This window comes from Arthrobacter sp. ISL-85 (assembly GCF_018613675.1).
Classification (GTDB): domain Bacteria; phylum Actinomycetota; class Actinomycetes; order Actinomycetales; family Micrococcaceae; genus Arthrobacter.
In genome coordinates, this window is sequence record NZ_JAGGPQ010000005.1 from 64,201 (window position 1) to 81,123 (window position 16,923).

Below are 16,923 nucleotides of genomic sequence, written 5' to 3' on the forward strand. Positions count from 1 at the left end.
ATATTCAGGCTGCAAACTCAGGCTTCCCTGGCGATCGCTTCCTTGGTGGAGGTGGTTTCGTCAGGCTGCATGGGGCCGCTGGGACCCGAGGTGGGGCGGTTCATGTTCCGGGTCAGCATGCCGATGATGGACCGCTTGCCCTGCGACTTGTTGTAGACGTCGAAGGCCACGGCGATCAGGAGCACCAGGCCCTTGATGATCTGGGTGAGGTCGGCGCCGACGCCGAGGAGCTGCAGGCCGTTGTTGAGCACGGCCATGACCAGGCCACCGATGATGGAGCCGACAACGGTGCCGACGCCACCGGTTACTGCCGCACCGCCGATGAAGACTGCAGCGATGGCATCCAGTTCCCAGCCCACGCCGTCAAAGGGGCCGGATGCGGTGGAACGGCCAACGAAGATCATGCCGGCCAGCCCTGCCAGGATGGACATGTTCATCATGACCAGGAAGTTGACCTTCTTGGACTGGACACCGGAGAGTTCGGCCGCGTGCCGGTTGCCGCCCACTGCGTAGACATGGCGGCCAACGACGGTGCGCGAGGAGATGAAGCCGTAGATCAGGACCAGGACAGCCAGGATCAGGCCGGGAATGGGGAAGGAGGTGCCGGGCCGGCCTGTGGCGAACAGGTAGGTGGCGTAAAGGATGGCGGCGCAGATCAGCACCAGCTTCACCACGGTAACCCACATTTCGGGCACTCCGGCGCCCAGCGCCTTGGCCCGTGCCCGGGCGCGGAGTTCGCCCACCACGACGAAGACCGCAACGGCGATGCCCATCAGGAGTGTGAGGTTGTTGAACCCGGTGTCCGGTCCCACCTCGGGAAGGTAACCGGAACCCAAGTACTGGAAGTCTTCCGGGACGGGGATGGTGTTGGACTTGCCCACGAACTGGTTGAAGCCGCGGAACAGGAGCATACCGGCCAGGGTGACGATGAAGGCAGGGATGCCCACATACGCCGTCCAAAGGCCCTGCCACGCTCCAATCAGGGCTCCGAGCAGCAGGCCCAGAAGCACGCCGGCGTACCAGGGGATGCCCCAATCGCGGATGGCCAGGGCGACGCTGACCCCAACAAACGCGGCGACCGAACCGACCGAGAGGTCAATGTGGCCGGCGATGATCACCAGGACCATGCCGATCGCCAGGATGAGGATGTAGGAGTTGCCGTTGAAGAGGTTGATGACGTTGCCGGGAGTAAGGGTGCGGCCGGCGGTGAAGATTTGGAAGAAAATGATCAGCGCCACCAGGGCGAAAATCATGCCGAATTGGCGGGTGTTGCCGCCAAACAGCTTTTTGAGGGCGTTCATGGTGTCAGTCCTTGTGTCCGGAAGGTTCTGGGGTTCGCCAGAAGGTCAGGCGGCTTTTCGGGTCGCGGAGGTCATCAGTTTCATCAGGCTTTCCTGGCTGGCCTCGTCTTTGTTCAGGACACCAGTGATGGCGCCTTCGAAGATGGTGTAGATGCGGTCGGACAGGCCCAGGAGCTCGGGGAGCTCCGAGGAAATAACGATGACGCCCTTGCCCTGGTTTGCGAGCTGCTGGATGATGCCATAGATCTCATACTTGGCGCCGACGTCGATACCGCGGGTGGGCTCGTCGAGGATCAGCAGGTCGGGGTCCGTGAACATCCACTTGGCGAGGACCACCTTCTGCTGGTTGCCGCCGGAGAGCTTGGCAACGCCTTCCTCCACCGACGGCGTCTTGGTCCGCAGCGATTTGCGGTACTGCTCCGCAACCGTGAACTCCTGGTTGGCGTCCACCACGAAGTTGTGGCTGATTTTGCGGAGGTTTGCCGCCACGGTGGTGGTCTTGATGTCATCGAGCAGGTTCAGGCCCAGCGACTTGCGGTCCTCGGTGACGTAACCCAGCCCGGCATCAATGGCCTGCCGGACGTTCTTGAGGACCACCTCCTTGCCGTCCTTGTAGATGTGGCCGTCGATGAAGCGCCCGTAGGAGCGGCCGAAGACCGAGCGCGCCAGTTCCGTGCGCCCTGCGCCCATGAGCCCGGCGAAGCCGACAATTTCCCCACGGCGGACGAAGAAGTTGGAGCCCTTGCATACCAGTCGGTCCTGGATGGCCGGGTGGCCCACCGTCCAGTCCTTGACCTCGAAGAACACCTCGCCGACCTTGGGCGTGTGGTCCGGGAAACGGGATTCCAGGGTCCGGCCAACCATGCCCTTGATGATGCGGTCCTCGTCCACGCCATCCTTTTTGACATCCAGCGTCTCAATCGACTTGCCGTCGCGGATGATGGTGATCGAGTCAGCGACCTGCTCGATCTCGTTGAGCTTGTGGGAGATGATGATGGATGTGATGCCCTTGGCCTTCAGGCCCAGCATCAGGTCCAGCAGGTGCTGTGAATCCGATTCGTTCAGGGCCGCGGTGGGCTCGTCCAGGATGAGGATCTTGACGGACTTGTTCAGCGCCTTGGCGATTTCCACCAACTGCTGCTTGCCGACGCCGATTTCCTTGATGGGGGTGTCAGGGTCATCGCGCAGGCCAACCCGCGCCAGGAGGTCCAGGGACCGCAGGCGGGCCTCGGCCCAGTCGATGACGCCCCGCTTGGTGGGCTCGTTGCCCAGGAAGATGTTCTCCATGATGGACAGCTCGGGGATCAGCGCCAGCTCCTGGTGGATGATCACGATGCCGGCGTGCTCGCTGGCCCTGATGTCCCGGAACTGCTGCACCTGCCCCTGGTAGACGATGTCGCCGTCGTAGCTTCCGTGCGGGTATACGCCGGACAGGACCTTCATGAGGGTGGACTTGCCGGCGCCGTTTTCGCCGCAGATGGCGTGGATCTCGCCGGCCTTAACCCGCAGGTTCACGTTCGACAAGGCTTTAACACCGGGGAATTCCTTGGTGATGGACCGCATCTCGAGGATGACTGGATCTGTATGCGTGGTCTGGGACGTCATGAACCCTAACCCTCCAATGCAATGACTTCTTTGTCCGGCCGGCAAAGCGCAGGGCCGTCTGAACCAAAAGTAAACTGGATCACAGCCGTTGTCGTCAAGTCTTTAACGCAATTGCTGGATAACGAAATGGTCTACGGCTTGCGGATTCCGGCGTGCTGGAAGACTAAAGCGGCAGCGCCAAGCGCTTCGGCGCGGTCGCCCAGAGACGACATGGTCAGGGCGGTGGTTTCTCCGATCACCGGCACTGCATGCCGGATCAGGCCCCGCCGGATGGGGTCCAACAGGATGTCTCCAAGGCCGGCCAGCGGCCCTCCCACCACGATGACCTCAGGGTTGATCAGGTTGGCCACGTTCCCCAGCGCGCGGCCCACCGCCAGCCCGGCATCATCCACCACGCGAAGGGTGGCAGAGTCGCGGTTCAGGGCCTTGCGGACAATGTCCGCCGGTGTCATGGGCCGGTCCTCACCGCGGCTGAGGAGCTCAATCATGGTGGTGGTGGATGCGATGGTTTCCAGGCAGCCGCGATTGCCGCAGCGGCACACCAGGCCCTGCTCATGGATGGTGGCGTGCCCGATCTCGCCAGTGATTCCTACGTTGCCGTAGTAGGGGGCCCCGTTGAGGATCAGGCCGGCGCCGATGCCCGAGCCGATCTTCAAAAACAGCAGGTTGCTGACCCCGGAATGCTGCCCCCAGGTCACCTCCGACCAGGCGCCCAGGTTGGCATCGTTGTCAACAAACACGGGGATCCTCAAGGTTTCCTCAAGGTGCTGCAGGATGTTGATTCCCACCCATTCCGGGAGGATTGCACCCTGCGCCACCGTCCCGGTCCGGCGGTCGATGGGGCCCGGAATGCCGACTCCGGCCCCCACAACGGAGGTGCGTTCCACCCCGCTTTCCCGCAGCAGTTTCCCCAGGAGTGCCACGGCTGACTGGATGCCGTCATCCGCCTGGTGGCCCAGGGGGAGCATCACTGATTCTTCGGCGATCACGTGGTAGCTGAGCGAGGCCAGGACTACCCGCAGGTGCCGCCGGCCGAAGTCGATCCCGACGGCCACGGCGCCATTGCTGTTCAACCGCACGTTCAGTGCCCGCCGCCCGGAACTGGTGATGGGTTCGGTGGACGCCAGGCCGGAATCGAGCATGATCTTGACGATGTTGGAGACGGTGGCGGTGGACAGCCCCGTCTGCCGGGCCAGCTCCGCCTGGGTGGACGGGCCGCCCATCAGCGTCTCGATAATCCGCTGCTGGTTCAGCTGCCGCAGGGCAGACTGCGATCCGGGATTCTTGGGTTTGCTCCTCGTTGAGCGCGTGGTGGCGGACATGCTAAGAACATTGCCCTACCGCTGCTCTTGTAGTCAAGAAGTTAACGCATGGATGCATTGAATGGGCGATGGGGCGGCAGCGACGGGCCCATTCGGGAAGCCGCGTGCATTCTGTCCCGAACGGGGTGCCCGCGGGTCCAAACGACCTGCCGCCCACCGGGGCGGCTGGCTAGGCTGGAAGACGGAAACAGTCGGGCCCAAGCATGTCCGCAAGGACGGGCGCAAAGAAGGTGGTAACGATGCTGCTGTCCGTCCTGCAGGCGAACGCCGTGGTCCTGGACATTGAGGCCAATCTCCGGACCGTGGACCAGGCCGCCGAGCGGGCCGCGCAGGCCGGCGCTGACCTGTTGCTCACGCCGGAACTGTTTCCCGTGGGCTACGCCCCGCTGCGGCTGAGAAGTGAACTGGATCCCGCGGCCCTTCCCGCCATCCGCGACCGGCTTGCCCGGATCGCGCGCCGGAACAGAATCGCGCTCGTCTACAGCCTGCCCGCCGCGGCTGGTGCGGAAAACGGCGCCGGGGCGCTGAGCGGGGCCGGCCAGGCGCCCGCCGATGTGCCGCGATGGCACATCTCAGCCACCCTTGTGGATGCCGACGGCACGGAAATCCTCAGTTACGCCAAGGTGCACCTCTTTGGCGGCGAGGAACGCAAGGCCTTCGCCGCAGCCACGGAACCACCCGCCGTCGTGGATTTCCGCGGCATCCGCACCTCACTGCTGATTTGCTACGACATCGAATTCCCGGAGGCCGCCCGTGCGGCCGCTGCCCGGGGCGCCGAGCTGCTCCTGGTGCCCACTGCCTTGTCCGCCGGGTTCGACGCGGTGCCGCAGGTGCTGGTCCGCGCCCGGGCGCTGGAGAGCCAGCTCAACGTGGCCTATGCCAACCACTGCGGAATCGAGGATGCGTACACCTTCGGTGGCGGAAGCGTGGTGGCGGGACCCGACGGCGCGCTCCTCGCCCGTGCCGGGGACTCCGCGGCGCTGCTGTTTGCCGAGGTGGGTGCGGAGGCTGTCCGTGCTGCACGGGATGAGGTGCCGTACCTGCGGGAGCGCCGGCCCGGGCTGTACCAGGAGTGGGAGGCGCGCCTGGCGCCGGAACCAGGCCGGCCCGGGGACACCCGGGCCTAGCCGCTGCCCCTCAGTCCACCTTGCCCGCCAGGTTGTCCGCGTACTGCAGCGCAATCCACAGCTCTGCCCGCACCTGTGCCTGGTTCAGGTCCATCTGGAGCAGTTCGGCAAGGACGCCGATCTGCCGCCGCACGCTGTTCCGGTGCAGGCCCAGCAGTTTGGCGGAGGCGTCCCAGCTGCCGTTCTCGCTGAGCCAGCCGCGGAGGACGGCCAGCAGTGGATGGCGCCGGTCCGCCTCAAGCGCCAGGACCGGCCGCAGGAGGCGCTCGGCCAGCAGGGTCCCGGCCTCGCGTCCCAGCAGCCCGGTGATCGACCAGGACACCTCGTCAGCGCGGATGCTGTGCCCGCTTCTCTGGACCTGGCTGCGCAGGGACGTGGCGCGCTGGTATGCGGCAGGAAGGCCGGTGAGCTCGGTTGGTTCCCCGACCACCAGGCGCCACCCGAGTTTTTCCACGTCGGCAAGCAGGGCGTCGTCCACCCTGAGCCGTGTGACGGCGGCGAAGCCGTAGTCAGTGATCTCCACCAGCTTCGTGTCGAGCATCCGGCGCCACTGCAGCAGTTCCCGGACTGGTCCGTCGCCCCCCGGCCAATGCGGCGTCTCCACGTTGATGCCCTGCACTACCCGCATGGGCGCGGACCGGGTGGAGGAAAGGCTCTGCGCCAGCAGCCCCTTGAGCCCGTTGAGATGCCTGGTGCTGCCCGTGGTGAGGCTTTCGGGGTGCAGCAGGACGGCGGTTGCCAGTTGGCTCGGGGCGAGGGACCCGCTGGTGCGTTGCCGCACCAGCAGCTCCAGCAGCCCGACGGCGGATTGGACCGTGTTGTTTTGCGCGGGGGTCAGCGGAACGTCGGAGCCGAGCACCAGGGCGCCGAGGTTGGCGTCCTTGGTGCTGCGCAGCGGGTGGCCCACCACCAGCGCCGAGCCCGGCTGGTCAAAGCCGTCCATCTCCACCCGGGGGCCGCGTCCGGACAGCAGTCGTTCAAGCATGGGTTCGAGCAGGGAAAGGTCGACGGCGGTGCTGCCGCCGGCACTGGCTCCCCGGGCCCGGACCCGCCCGTCCGCGCCCACCATGACTGCCCAAACGGGCACGCGCTGGACCAGGGCGGCCAGCAGTTCGTGTTCCGGCCTGGGGGAGAGGACTGCGCGCATCAACTGGCGGTTGGTCTCCGCCAGTTGCCGGAAGACCCTCGCGTTATCGGATTCCAAAAGTTGGGAGAACTGAAGCCCGATCGCCGCGAAAGGGAGTGTTTCCGGCACTTCGAACAACGTCAGGTTATGCCGCCGGCACGCCTCGATGACAGCGTCCGGGACGGTGTCGAAATAGGGCCTGATCCCGAAGCCCAACGCGGCCACCTTGGCGTCCACCAGCCGCCGGACATAAGCATCCACCCTGGCGGGCGAGCCTCCCTCGTCAAGGAAGGGAAGGCCGGCGGTGAGCAGGAACTCACCCTCCGGAAGATAGGGGGTGGGGTCTTCGAGCTCACTGGGTTCAACCCACCTCAGCAGACGGTCCCCGCTGCCGCCGTCGTGGAGCATGGCAAGCAGCGGCGGCAGTTGGTCCAGGAACTGCTGGAGCGTGACGAAGCTCAGAGGTCCGGACTCGGCGGCCTCAGGCATCGGCGTGTCCCGCGGCCGAGGTCTCAGTAGGTGCATAACGTCCCATGGGTGACCACTATAGGGCAATCCGCACCAAGGTGAGAGGTGTCTCACATGCCAACCTTGGGGAGGGGAATCCGACAACTACTCTGAAGGGACGTCAACGGTGACTGTGCCTGCGACCATCGAAAAACCGAGTGCACGCGACGGCGAAAGGCCCGGCCTCAGGGCGCAGCTCCTGCGCCGCAAACCGATCGGCCAGCTGGCCGGCGAAGCCGACGGCAGCGAGGGCGCGCCCGGACTGGTGCGCAGCTTCGGCGTCCTCCACCTGACAATGATCAGCGTTGGCGCCACCCTGGGGACCGGCATCCTGGTGATCCTCGGTGAATCGGTTCCGCTGGCCGGGCCCGCCATCTGGATCTCGTTTGTCATCGCAGGCCTGGCCGCCCTGCTCTCCGCGGTGTCGTACGCCGAGATGGCGGGCCTGGTCCCGGTGGCGGGCTCGAGCTACTCCTACTCCTACGCCACCCTGGGTGAAGGCATGGCGTGGATCTGCGGCTGGTGCCTTGTCCTCGAATACGCGGTGTCCGTGGCCGCCGTGGCAGTGGGGGCCGGCCAGTACGTCAACGAAACACTGGCGGCGTTCGGGCAGGTGCTGCCCGACGCAGTGGCCCAGCCTCCCGGTGACGGGGGACTGGTGAACGTTCCGGCGGTGGCCATCGTGGTGCTGGCCATGATCCTGCTGGTCCGCGGAGCACGGGAGAGCGCCCGGATCAACACCGCAATCGTCATCGTCAAGGTAGGCATCCTGCTGTTCTTCTGCGCCGTTGCCTTCACTGCGTTCAATGCAGGAAACTTCCAACCGCTCCTGCCCATGGGCGCGGCCGGTGTCTCGGCCGCAGCCTCCAGGGTGTTCTTTTCCTATATCGGCTTTGATGCCGCCTCCACTGCCGGCGAGGAGGCCAGGGACCCCAAGCGCGACCTTCCCCGGGCGATCCTGCTGTCCATGGTGATCGTCACCGGTATCTACGTCCTGGTAGCCGTGGCCGCCATCGGCGCCCGGCCATGGGGCTGGTTCGACGGCACCGAGGCCGCCCTTGTCCAGATCCTGGAGGAAACCACCCACCAACCGTGGATCGCCCTGGTCTTCTCCGTTGGTGCCGTCCTCGCCATCGCCAGCATCGTGCTCACCGTCCTGTACGGCCAGACCCGGATCCTCCTGTCGATGTCCCGGGACGGCCTGGTCCCCAAGGTCTTCGGACGCATCTCCCACCGCACCGGCACCCCAGCCGCCGGTACCCTCATTGTGGGCACCGCCGTCGCCCTCACCGCGGGGCTGGTCCCGCTCGGCGCCCTGGCTGATGCCACCAGCATCGGAACCCTGTTCGCGTTCGCTTTGGTCAACGTGGCCGTCATCTACCTGCGCCGCAACCGCCCCGACCTGAAGCGCAGCTTCCGGGTGCCGCTGTACCCCATCACTCCCGTGTTCGGCACGCTCATGTGCGCCTACCTGATGGCAAACCTCGGGGCCGATACCTGGGTTGTCTTCGGCGCCTGGATGCTCGTGGGCATCGCCATCTACTTCGGCTATGGACGCCGGAACTCCAAGGTAGCGGCTCTCAGCGAGCTCGACTACCGTGAACTGACCGCCAAGGCACCCAGCCAGGAACCTGTGAAAGCAGAACAATCATGACCATCGCCACCGAACTGCCTGCCTTCGACCCCTCCAGCACCTCCACGCCGCCGGCGGATGCGGCCGGAAGGGGCACCGGCGGGCAGGCAGCGCCCATCACCATGCTGAACCCGGACTTCCCGTTCAGCTACGACCACTACCTGGCGCACCCCGACGGCCTGGGCACGGTCCCGCCGGAGCTGTACGGCACGGAAGTTGCCGTTATCGGCGCCGGGCTTTCCGGGCTGGTTACTGCCTATGAACTGATGAAACTTGGGCTGCGGCCCGTGGTTTATGAGGCGGACCAAATCGGCGGAAGACTCCGGACGGCAGCCTTCCCTGCGGCCCCCGGCGTGGTGGCAGACCTGGGCGGGATGCGGTTCCCGGTCTCGGGCAAGGCGTTCTACCACTATGTGGACCTGCTGGGCCTGGAAACCCAGGACTTCCCCAACCCGCTTGCCGAAGCCACCTCCAGCACCGTGATCGAACTGGCCGGCAAGAAGTACTACGCGGAAAAGCCCAGCGACCTGCCGCCGTTCTTCCGCGAGGTCGCTGACGCCTGGAAAGCCGCGGTCAACGACGGTGCCAAGTTCGTCGAGATGCAGGCGGCAATCAAAGCGCGGGACATGGTGCGCATCAAGGAACTGTGGAACGAACAGCTCCCGCACATGGACGAGCAGACCTTCTATGGCTTCATCGCCGCCAGCGAGTCCTTTAAGAAGTCAGGGTTCGCCCACCGGGAAGCCTTTGGCCAGGTGGGCTTCGGCACGGGCGGCTGGGACACCGACTTTCCCAACTCCATCCTGGAGATCCTCCGCGTGGTTTACACCGACGCGGACGACCAGCACCGGCTCATCCGCGGGGGAGCGCAGCGGCTGCCCGAGGCACTGTGGCAGCACGCGCCGTCGGGCATGGCGCATTGGCCCGCCGGCACCTCCCTGGCCTCGCTGCACGCGGGCTCGCCCCGCGGGGCCGTGGGAAGGATCAGCCGGGACCCGGACGGCAACCTGCGCATCCGGGAACGCTGGGGCCGCGAGGCCAGCTACCCGGCCGTGGTGACCACCTGCCAGTCGTGGCTGCTGTCCACTCGGATCCACACAGAAGAGGCGCTGTTCCCGGCGGAGCTGTGGACCGCCATGGAGAAATCGCACTATATGCAGTCCTCCAAGACCTTCGTGATGGTGGACCGGCCGTTCTGGAAGGACATCGACCCCACCACCGGCAACGAGGTCCTGTCCATGACGCTGACCGACCGGCTGAACCGGGCCACTTACCTGCTGGACAACGGCCCTGACCAGCCCGCCGTCATCCTGCTGTCCTACACCTGGAACGACGATGCCCTGAAGTGGCTGGCCCTGGACGCGGACGAACGCGTGGAACTGATGCTCCACTCGCTTGAGCAGATCTATCCCGGGGTGGACATCGCCGGGCACATCGTGGGCCAGCCCATCACCGTGTCCTGGGAGGCGGATCCCAACTTCATGGGTGCCTTCAAGGCCAACCTGCCCGGGCACTACCGTTACCAGCAGCGGCTGTTCACGCACTTCAAGCAGGACAAGCTGCCGGAATCCCAGCGCGGCATCTTCCTGGCCGGCGACGACGTATCCTTTACTGCCGGGTGGGCCGAGGGCGCCGTGACCACCGGACTGAATGCCGTGTGGGGCGTGGTGAAGCACCTGGGCGGGTCATCGGCGCCGGGCAACCCGGGTCCGGGCGACCTGCTGGAGGAGTTCGGTCCGGTCAGTCTGGATTAACTGTTCGAACCGTGGAGCTCGCGGTGTTTCGACGCGAGCTCCACGTAGCGCGCCGCGTTGGCGCGCACGCCGTCGAACTCTTCATCCGTGAGTTCGCGGCGCACCTTGGCCGGCACGCCGGCCACCAGTGACCGGGGCGGAACCACGGTTCCTTCCAGCACCACGGCGCCGGCCGCCACCAGCGAGCCGGCGCCGATCACTGCACCGTTGAGGACGGTGGCGCCCATGCCGATCAGGCAGTCGTCCTCCACCGTGCAGCCATGCACGACGGCGGCGTGCCCGACGCTGACGCGTTCGCCCACCGTGCAGGGGAAGCCGGGGTCGGCGTGCAGCACCACGTTGTCCTGCAGGTTGCTGCCGGCGCCCACGGTGATGGCCGCGGTATCGGCGCGGACGGAGACGCCGTAGAAGGCGCTGGCCTCCGGGCCCAGGGTGGCGTTGCCGATGATCGAGGCCGACGGGGCGACGAACGCTGATTCATGGACAGCCGGGGAATTGCCGGCGAAAGGGTAAAGAGGAGCCATGGCTTCACCCTAAGCCAGCACACTGACAGCGGCTTGGTGGCACAACTGAGTTAAATCCTGGCTAGTTGAAGACCACCGTGCGGTTGCCGTCCAGCAGCACCCGGTGCTCGGCGTGCCACTGCACGGCCTGGACCAGCGTGCGGCCCTCCACGTCGCGGCCCATCTGCACGAACTGCTCGGGGGTGCGGGCATGGTCCACCCTTATGACTTCCTGCTCGATGATCGGCCCCTCGTCCAGGGCAGCCGTCACGTAGTGCGCGGTGGCTCCGATCAGCTTCACACCGCGCGCATGCGCCTGGTGGTACGGCTTGGCGCCCTTGAAGGACGGCAGGAACGAATGGTGGATGTTGATGGCCTTGCCCGTGAGCTCGGTGCACAGCTCGTCCGAGAGGATCTGCATGTAGCGGGCCAGTACGGTCAGTTCAATGTCGTGTTCCGCAATCAGGGCGCGCAGCTTGTCCTCCGCCTGGACCTTGGTGTCCCTGGTCACCGGGATGTAGTGGAACGGGATGCCATAGAACTCCGCGAGCCCGGCCAGGTCCTGGTGATTGGAGACGATGGCCGGGATTTCAATGGGAAGGGTACCGGAGCGCTGCTGGAAGAGCAGGTCGTTCAGGCAGTGGGCCGAGGTGCTGGCCATCACCAGGGTGCGGACCTTGTCGCCGACGGTATTGAGGTTCCACTGCATGGAGAATGCTTCCGCCACCGGCTCCAGCGCCGCGCGCAGCTCGGACTTGGCGGCCGCTGTGGTTACCTCCACGCGCATGAAGAAATTACCGGTGGAAGGGCTGCCGTACTGCTGCGAGTCCATGATGTTGCACCCGGCCACCAACAGTGCCCCGGCCACGGCATGGACGATTCCGGGGCGGTCCGGGCAGGACAGGGTGACGACATACGCTTGGTTCAGCTGCTCTTGATTCACGCGTAACAGCCTACCCGCGCTGGGGGTACCGGTTTGGTAGGCTGGGAGAGTCGCAACTGGCGTTGGGTGGCTAACCACCAGGGAGCGGCAATCACGAAGACCACGGATCGTACGCCTGGGCCGAGGGTCATGTTTTGCCGGAAATGGGGCTGCCCCCGCGTCAGCGCAGCAGCACCATGCCGAGCTTTCACGCCCTGTCATCAACGCGGTGCGAAAGCGCCCCAGCCGGTAGCCTGACCTAAGCAGTGCCCGTATCCCCAGCCAGGAGTTCTTCGTGACTACTACAGCCACCTCAACCACAGCCGTCAGCAACCAGCCGCTGGCTGAGCTTGACCCCGAAATCGCAGCAGTCCTTGAGCAGGAGCTCGGCCGCCAGCGCGGCACCCTGGAAATGATTGCCTCCGAGAACTTCGCCCCCCGCGCCGTGATGGAAGCCCAGGGCTCGGTCCTCACCAACAAGTACGCCGAGGGCTACCCGGGTCGCCGCTACTACGGCGGCTGCGAGTACGTCGACGTTGCGGAGCAGCTGGCCATCGACCGGGTCAAGGCCCTGTTCGGCGCCGAGTTCGCCAACGTCCAGCCGCACTCCGGCGCGCAGGCCAACGCCGCCGCGCTCTCCGCCATGATCACTCCCGGCGACAAGATCCTGGGACTGTCCCTGGCGCACGGCGGCCACCTCACCCACGGCATGAAGCTGAACTTCTCCGGCAAGCTGTACAACGTCGCTGCCTACCAGGTGGAGGAAGACAACTTCCGGATCGACATGGACAAGCTGCGCGAGCAGGCCATCGCCGAAAAGCCCCAGGTCATCATCGCCGGCTGGTCCGCCTACCCGCGCCATCTGGACTTCGCTGCCTTCCGCTCCATCGCCGATGAAGTGGGCGCGCTGCTCTGGACCGACATGGCACACTTCGCCGGCCTGGTGGCAGCCGGCCTGCACCCCAGCCCGGTGCCGCACTCCGACGTCGTCACCTCCACCGTGCACAAGACCCTGGCCGGTCCCCGCTCGGGTGTGATCCTCGCCAAGGAACAGTGGGCCAAGAAGCTGAACTCCAGCGTCTTCCCCGGCCAGCAGGGCGGCCCGCTGATGCACGTCATCGCTGCCAAGGCCGTGGCCTTCAAGATCGCCGGCACCCAGGAATTCAAGGAGCGGCAGGAACGCGTCCTGGAAGGCGCCAGGATCATCGCCGACCGCCTGAACCAGGCCGATGTGGCAGAGGCCGGCGTCTCCGTCCTCACCGGCGGCACGGACGTGCACCTGGTGCTCGTGGACCTGCGCAACTCGCAGCTGGACGGCCAGCAGGCCGAGGACCTCCTGCACTCCGTAGGCATCACCGTCAACCGCAATGCCGTGCCCTTCGACCCCCGCCCCCCGATGGTCACTTCCGGCCTGCGCATCGGCACCCCCGCCCTGGCCACCCGCGGATTCGGTGCTGCCGAGTTCACCGAGGTCGCCGAAATCATCGCCACCGCCCTCAAGGCAGGCAACAGCACCGACGTCGACGCCCTGCAGTCACGGGTGGACAAGCTGGCAGCGGACTTCCCGCTCTACCCGCAGCATGAGCAGTGGTAAGCAATGACTGAGACCACAACCGCACAGATCCTTGACGGCAAAGCTACCGCCGCCGCCATCAAGGCCGAGCTGACCGAACGCGTGGCCGCACTCAAGGCCAAGGGCGTCACTCCCGGTATCGCCACTGTGCTGGTGGGCGCCGACCCCGCCTCACAGCTGTATGTCTCCATGAAGCACAAGCAGTCCGTGCAGATCGGGATGAACTCCATCCAGCGTGAGCTTCCGGCTGACGCCACCCAGGAACAGGTGGAGGCCCTCATTGATGAACTCAATGCGGACCCCGCCTGCCACGGTTACATTGTGCAGTTGCCGCTGCCCAAGCACCTTGACACGGACGCCATCCTGGAGCGGATCGACCCCGCCAAGGACGCCGACGGGCTGCACCCCACCAACCTTGGCCGGCTGGTGCTGAACGTCAACAAGAAGATCACCACACCGCTGCCCTGCACCCCGAGGGGAGTCATCGAGCTCCTGGAACGCAACGGGTACAGCCTGGCCGGCAAGCACGTTGTGGTGGTGGGGCGCGGCGTCACGATCGGCCGCTCGATCGGCCTGCTGCTCACGCGGCGGGACGTCAACGCCACTGTGACCCTGACCCACACGGGCACCACGAACCTCTCGGAACTGCTGAAGCAGGCGGACGTCATTGTGGGCGCGGCGGGTGTGAAGCACATCGTCAAACCCGCAGACGTGAAGCCGGGTGCGGCATTGCTGGACGTCGGCGTCACCCGCGAGACGGACGCGGAGACGGGCAAGAGCCGCGTCTACGGCGACATCGATCCCGCCGCCGCCGAGGTTGCCGGCTGGATCTCGCCGAACCCGGGCGGCGTGGGCCCCATGACCGTGGCGCTGCTGATGACCAACGTGGTGGAGGCCGCGGAACGCGCGGCGGGCACCGCCGGATAGTTCCGCAAGCAAGAAGTACGACGGCGGTACGGCACCTTTCATCCGAAAGGCGCCGGGCCGCCGTCGGCCGTTTAATACGGACTGCACCGCTGGGTGTTCGCCGGGGGTGGAAGGCGGCGGAACCACAGCCTGCCGTTTGAGACAATGGCTGCATGCGAACTTTGGGCAGCTCCTCGTCACCCTCCAAATCCGGCAGGGCCGGTTTTTCGATGTTCCGGATCAGCGGGCCGGGCCTGATGGTCCTGGTGACGGCATTCATCGTGGCTGTCATCTTTGCCGCCAACCAGAACGACGTCGTGGGCTGGGTTGTCGCCGTCATTGCCGCCTTCTGGCTCGCGCTGGCCGCGTTCGTGGTCTTCAGCATCCAACGGGCCGCCAAAAAGGCCGGCGCCAAGCTGTCCGAGGCCCAGAGCGCCTTCCACACCGCGACCGGCCGCGCGCCGGCACAGGCTTCCGCCGATCACGGCGGGACCCGGGTGATTTACGAACGCAGCGAGGCCGACGAGGTGCGCGACCTGAAACTGGACCACTCCTTCAAAATCGTCCAGGTACAGGTCCGTGTGGTGGAGGAGGAGCGGGCCAAGGGGGCCGCCGCGAACCAGGACACCATCAACCGCGCCCTCGAAACGATCGAGATTACAGCCACCAACGCCCGGGACATGATCAAGTCCTCCGGCGGCAGCGGAGAGCCGGTGACCGGAACCATCATCGACTAGAGTGGAGCGGGTGAGCTCGGCATTGAACAAGGACTACCTTCGCATCGCATCCGTCAACGTCAACGGCCTCCGGGCTGCCTACAAGAACGGCATGGCGGCCTGGCTGGAGCCGCGCGAAGTGGACATCCTCTGCCTGCAGGAGGTCCGCGCCCCTGACGCGATCGTCCGGGAGTTGCTGGGTGACGGCTGGCACATCCTGCACACCGAAGCGGAAGCAAAAGGCCGTGCAGGCGTCGCCATTGCTTCCCGCCAGGAACCACTGGAAACCAGGAACGGCATCGGCGATGACTACTTCGCCAGCGCCGGGCGATGGGTGGAAGCGGATTTCCGTGTCCCCGACGCCGCCGGGAACCCCGTCCAGCTGACCGTTGCCAGCGCCTACGTGCATTCCGGTGAAGTGGGCACTCCAAAGCAGGACGACAAATACCGCTTCCTTGACGTCATGAGCGCCCGCCTGCCGGAGCTGACCAAGCACAGCGACCACGCGCTTGTGGTGGGGGACCTGAACGTTGCCCACACTCCCAGGGACATCAGGAACTCCAAGGGCAACCTCAAGAAGGCCGGCCACCTGCCGGAGGAACGTGCCTACTTTGACCGGTTCTTCGGCGAGGAGATCGGTTGGCATGATGTCCACAGGAACCTTGCCGGCGATATCGACGGGCCGTACACATGGTGGTCCTGGCGCGGCAAGGCATTCGACAACGACACCGGCTGGCGCATCGATTACCACTTGGCTACTCCCGAACTGGCGGCGTCCGCTATTTCGGCTGTTGTGGACCGTGCAGCCTCTTGGGACACCCGCTTCTCCGACCACGCCCCGCTGGTAGTGGACTACCAGCTCTAAGCCCGAAAGTTTTCCATGACCACCCAGACTTCCCCCACTGCCAAGAAGCGCATTCTTTCCGGCGCCAAGCCCACCGCCGATTCCCTGCACCTGGGCAACTACATCGGCGCCGTGCGCAACTGGGTGGACATGCAGGCTGAATACGACGCCGTCTTCTTCATCCCGGACCTGCATGCCATCACGGTGGACTTCGATCCCGCTGAACTGGCCAAGCGCACCCGCATTGTGGCAGCCCAGTACATCGCCGCGGGCATCGACCCGGACAAAAGCATCTTCTTCGTCCAGTCCCATGTCCCGGAGCATGCCCAGCTTGCCTGGGCCCTGAACTGCATCACCGGCTTCGGCGAGGCGTCACGGATGACGCAGTTCAAGGACAAGACCCAGAAGTCCGGCGCAGACTCCGCCACCCTGGGCCTCTTCGCGTATCCCACACTGATGGCTGCGGATATCCTCCTCTACCAGAGCGATCTGGTGCCTGTGGGCGAGGACCAGCGGCAGCACCTGGAACTGACCCGGAACCTCGCGCAGCGTTTCAACACCCGGTTTGGCCACACCTTTACGGTCCCCGAGGCCACGATTGTCAAGGAAAGCGCCAAGATCTACGACCTCCAGAATCCCAGCGCCAAGATGTCCAAGACGGGGGAGTCCCCCAACGGTGCCATCCAGCTTCTGGAGGACCCCAAGATCGCCGCCAAGCGCATCAAGTCGGCAGTGACCGACGCCGGCACGGACATCCGGTTCGACGCCGGGGAGAAGCCCGGGGTGTCCAACCTGTTGACCATCTACTCTTCCCTCACCGGCAAGTCCGTGGCGGAGCTCGAAGCCGAGTACCAGGGCAAGATGTACGGCCACCTGAAGGTGGATCTCGCAGAAGTAGTGGTGGACTTCATCACCCCGCTGCGCAACCGGACCAACGAGCTGATGGCCGATCCAGCCGAGCTTGACCGGCTGCTGGCCCTTGGTGCGGAACGGGCCCGGGAGATTGCCTCGGTCACGCTTGGCCAGGTGTACCAGCGCATGGGTTTCCTGCCGTCCCTCAGCCTCGCAGGAGTCCACTAGCGCC

Annotated in this window: 14 protein-coding genes; 8 read left to right on the plus strand and 6 right to left on the minus strand. The window is 65.6% G+C overall.

All coding sequences use genetic code 11. The features are described 5' to 3' along the window. Positions 1-17: 17 nt before the first annotated feature. The 3 genes from mmsB to J7I84_RS03205 all read right to left on the minus strand — a co-directional run bounded on the left by mmsB (position 18) and on the right by J7I84_RS03205 (position 4,228). The gene (gene mmsB / locus J7I84_RS03195; protein WP_214940547.1) at positions 18-1,301 is read right to left on the minus strand and encodes a multiple monosaccharide ABC transporter permease; all 1,284 of its coding nucleotides are present in this window, start codon (positions 1,299-1,301) and stop codon (positions 18-20) included. A gap of 45 nt (positions 1,302-1,346) precedes the next feature. Then, on the minus strand, positions 1,347-2,906 hold the full coding sequence (gene mmsA, locus J7I84_RS03200; protein ID WP_214940548.1) for a multiple monosaccharide ABC transporter ATP-binding protein: 1,560 nt from the start codon (positions 2,904-2,906) through the stop codon (positions 1,347-1,349). A 131-nt stretch (positions 2,907-3,037) separates the two neighbouring features. Beyond that, entirely contained in the window at positions 3,038-4,228 is a 1,191-nt protein-coding gene (locus J7I84_RS03205) for an ROK family transcriptional regulator (protein WP_214940550.1), read from the minus strand. 239 nt (positions 4,229-4,467) lie between these two features. On the opposite strand from J7I84_RS03205, the gene J7I84_RS03210 reads away from it, so the two are divergent. Then, entirely contained in the window at positions 4,468-5,355 is an 888-nt protein-coding gene (locus J7I84_RS03210; RefSeq protein ID WP_214941328.1) for a nitrilase-related carbon-nitrogen hydrolase, read from the plus strand. A gap of 10 nt (positions 5,356-5,365) precedes the next feature. On the opposite strand, the gene J7I84_RS03215 is transcribed toward J7I84_RS03210, so the two are convergent. After that, complete coding sequence (locus tag J7I84_RS03215; protein WP_214940552.1) at positions 5,366-6,970, minus strand: PucR family transcriptional regulator; 1,605 nt, start codon at positions 6,968-6,970, stop codon at positions 5,366-5,368. Between the two features lie 145 nt (positions 6,971-7,115). On the opposite strand from J7I84_RS03215, the gene J7I84_RS03220 reads away from it, so the two are divergent. Both J7I84_RS03220 and J7I84_RS03225 read left to right on the plus strand, forming a co-directional pair. Continuing rightward, positions 7,116-8,642 (plus strand): amino acid permease, encoded by a 1,527-nt coding sequence (locus J7I84_RS03220; protein ID WP_214940554.1) that lies wholly within the window; start codon positions 7,116-7,118, stop codon positions 8,640-8,642. Continuing rightward, on the plus strand, positions 8,639-10,375 hold the full coding sequence (locus J7I84_RS03225) for an NAD(P)/FAD-dependent oxidoreductase (RefSeq protein WP_214940557.1): 1,737 nt from the start codon (positions 8,639-8,641) through the stop codon (positions 10,373-10,375). Before J7I84_RS03220 ends, J7I84_RS03225 begins: the two co-directional genes overlap by 4 nt. On the opposite strand, the gene J7I84_RS03230 is transcribed toward J7I84_RS03225, so the two are convergent. After that, positions 10,372-10,899 carry a gamma carbonic anhydrase family protein gene (locus tag J7I84_RS03230; protein WP_214940559.1) on the minus strand — a complete coding sequence of 176 codons (528 nt, stop codon included), beginning with the start codon at positions 10,897-10,899 and terminating at the stop codon, positions 10,372-10,374. The two genes, J7I84_RS03225 and J7I84_RS03230, sit on opposite strands and share 4 nt — an antisense overlap. Positions 10,900-10,960: 61 nt before the next feature. Continuing rightward, a complete protein-coding gene (gene purU, locus J7I84_RS03235) occupies positions 10,961-11,821 on the minus strand; it encodes a formyltetrahydrofolate deformylase (protein WP_214940561.1) in 861 nt (286 codons plus the stop codon). 274 nt (positions 11,822-12,095) lie between these two features. On the opposite strand from purU, the gene glyA reads away from it, so the two are divergent. From glyA to trpS, 5 genes are all read left to right on the plus strand, one after another. After that, on the plus strand, positions 12,096-13,394 hold the full coding sequence (gene glyA / locus J7I84_RS03240; protein WP_214940563.1) for a serine hydroxymethyltransferase: 1,299 nt from the start codon (positions 12,096-12,098) through the stop codon (positions 13,392-13,394). Between the two features lie 3 nt (positions 13,395-13,397). Next, the gene (locus J7I84_RS03245; protein WP_214940565.1) at positions 13,398-14,300 is read left to right on the plus strand and encodes a bifunctional methylenetetrahydrofolate dehydrogenase/methenyltetrahydrofolate cyclohydrolase; all 903 of its coding nucleotides are present in this window, start codon (positions 13,398-13,400) and stop codon (positions 14,298-14,300) included. Positions 14,301-14,452: 152 nt separating this feature from the next. After that, a complete protein-coding gene (locus tag J7I84_RS03250) occupies positions 14,453-15,016 on the plus strand; it encodes a hypothetical protein (protein ID WP_214940568.1) in 564 nt (187 codons plus the stop codon). A gap of 10 nt (positions 15,017-15,026) precedes the next feature. Further along, positions 15,027-15,860 (plus strand): exodeoxyribonuclease III, encoded by an 834-nt coding sequence (locus tag J7I84_RS03255; protein ID WP_214940570.1) that lies wholly within the window; start codon positions 15,027-15,029, stop codon positions 15,858-15,860. 15 nt (positions 15,861-15,875) lie between these two features. Beyond that, a complete protein-coding gene (trpS, locus tag J7I84_RS03260; RefSeq protein ID WP_214940572.1) occupies positions 15,876-16,919 on the plus strand; it encodes a tryptophan--tRNA ligase in 1,044 nt (347 codons plus the stop codon). The last annotated feature ends 4 nt before the right edge of the window (positions 16,920-16,923 follow it).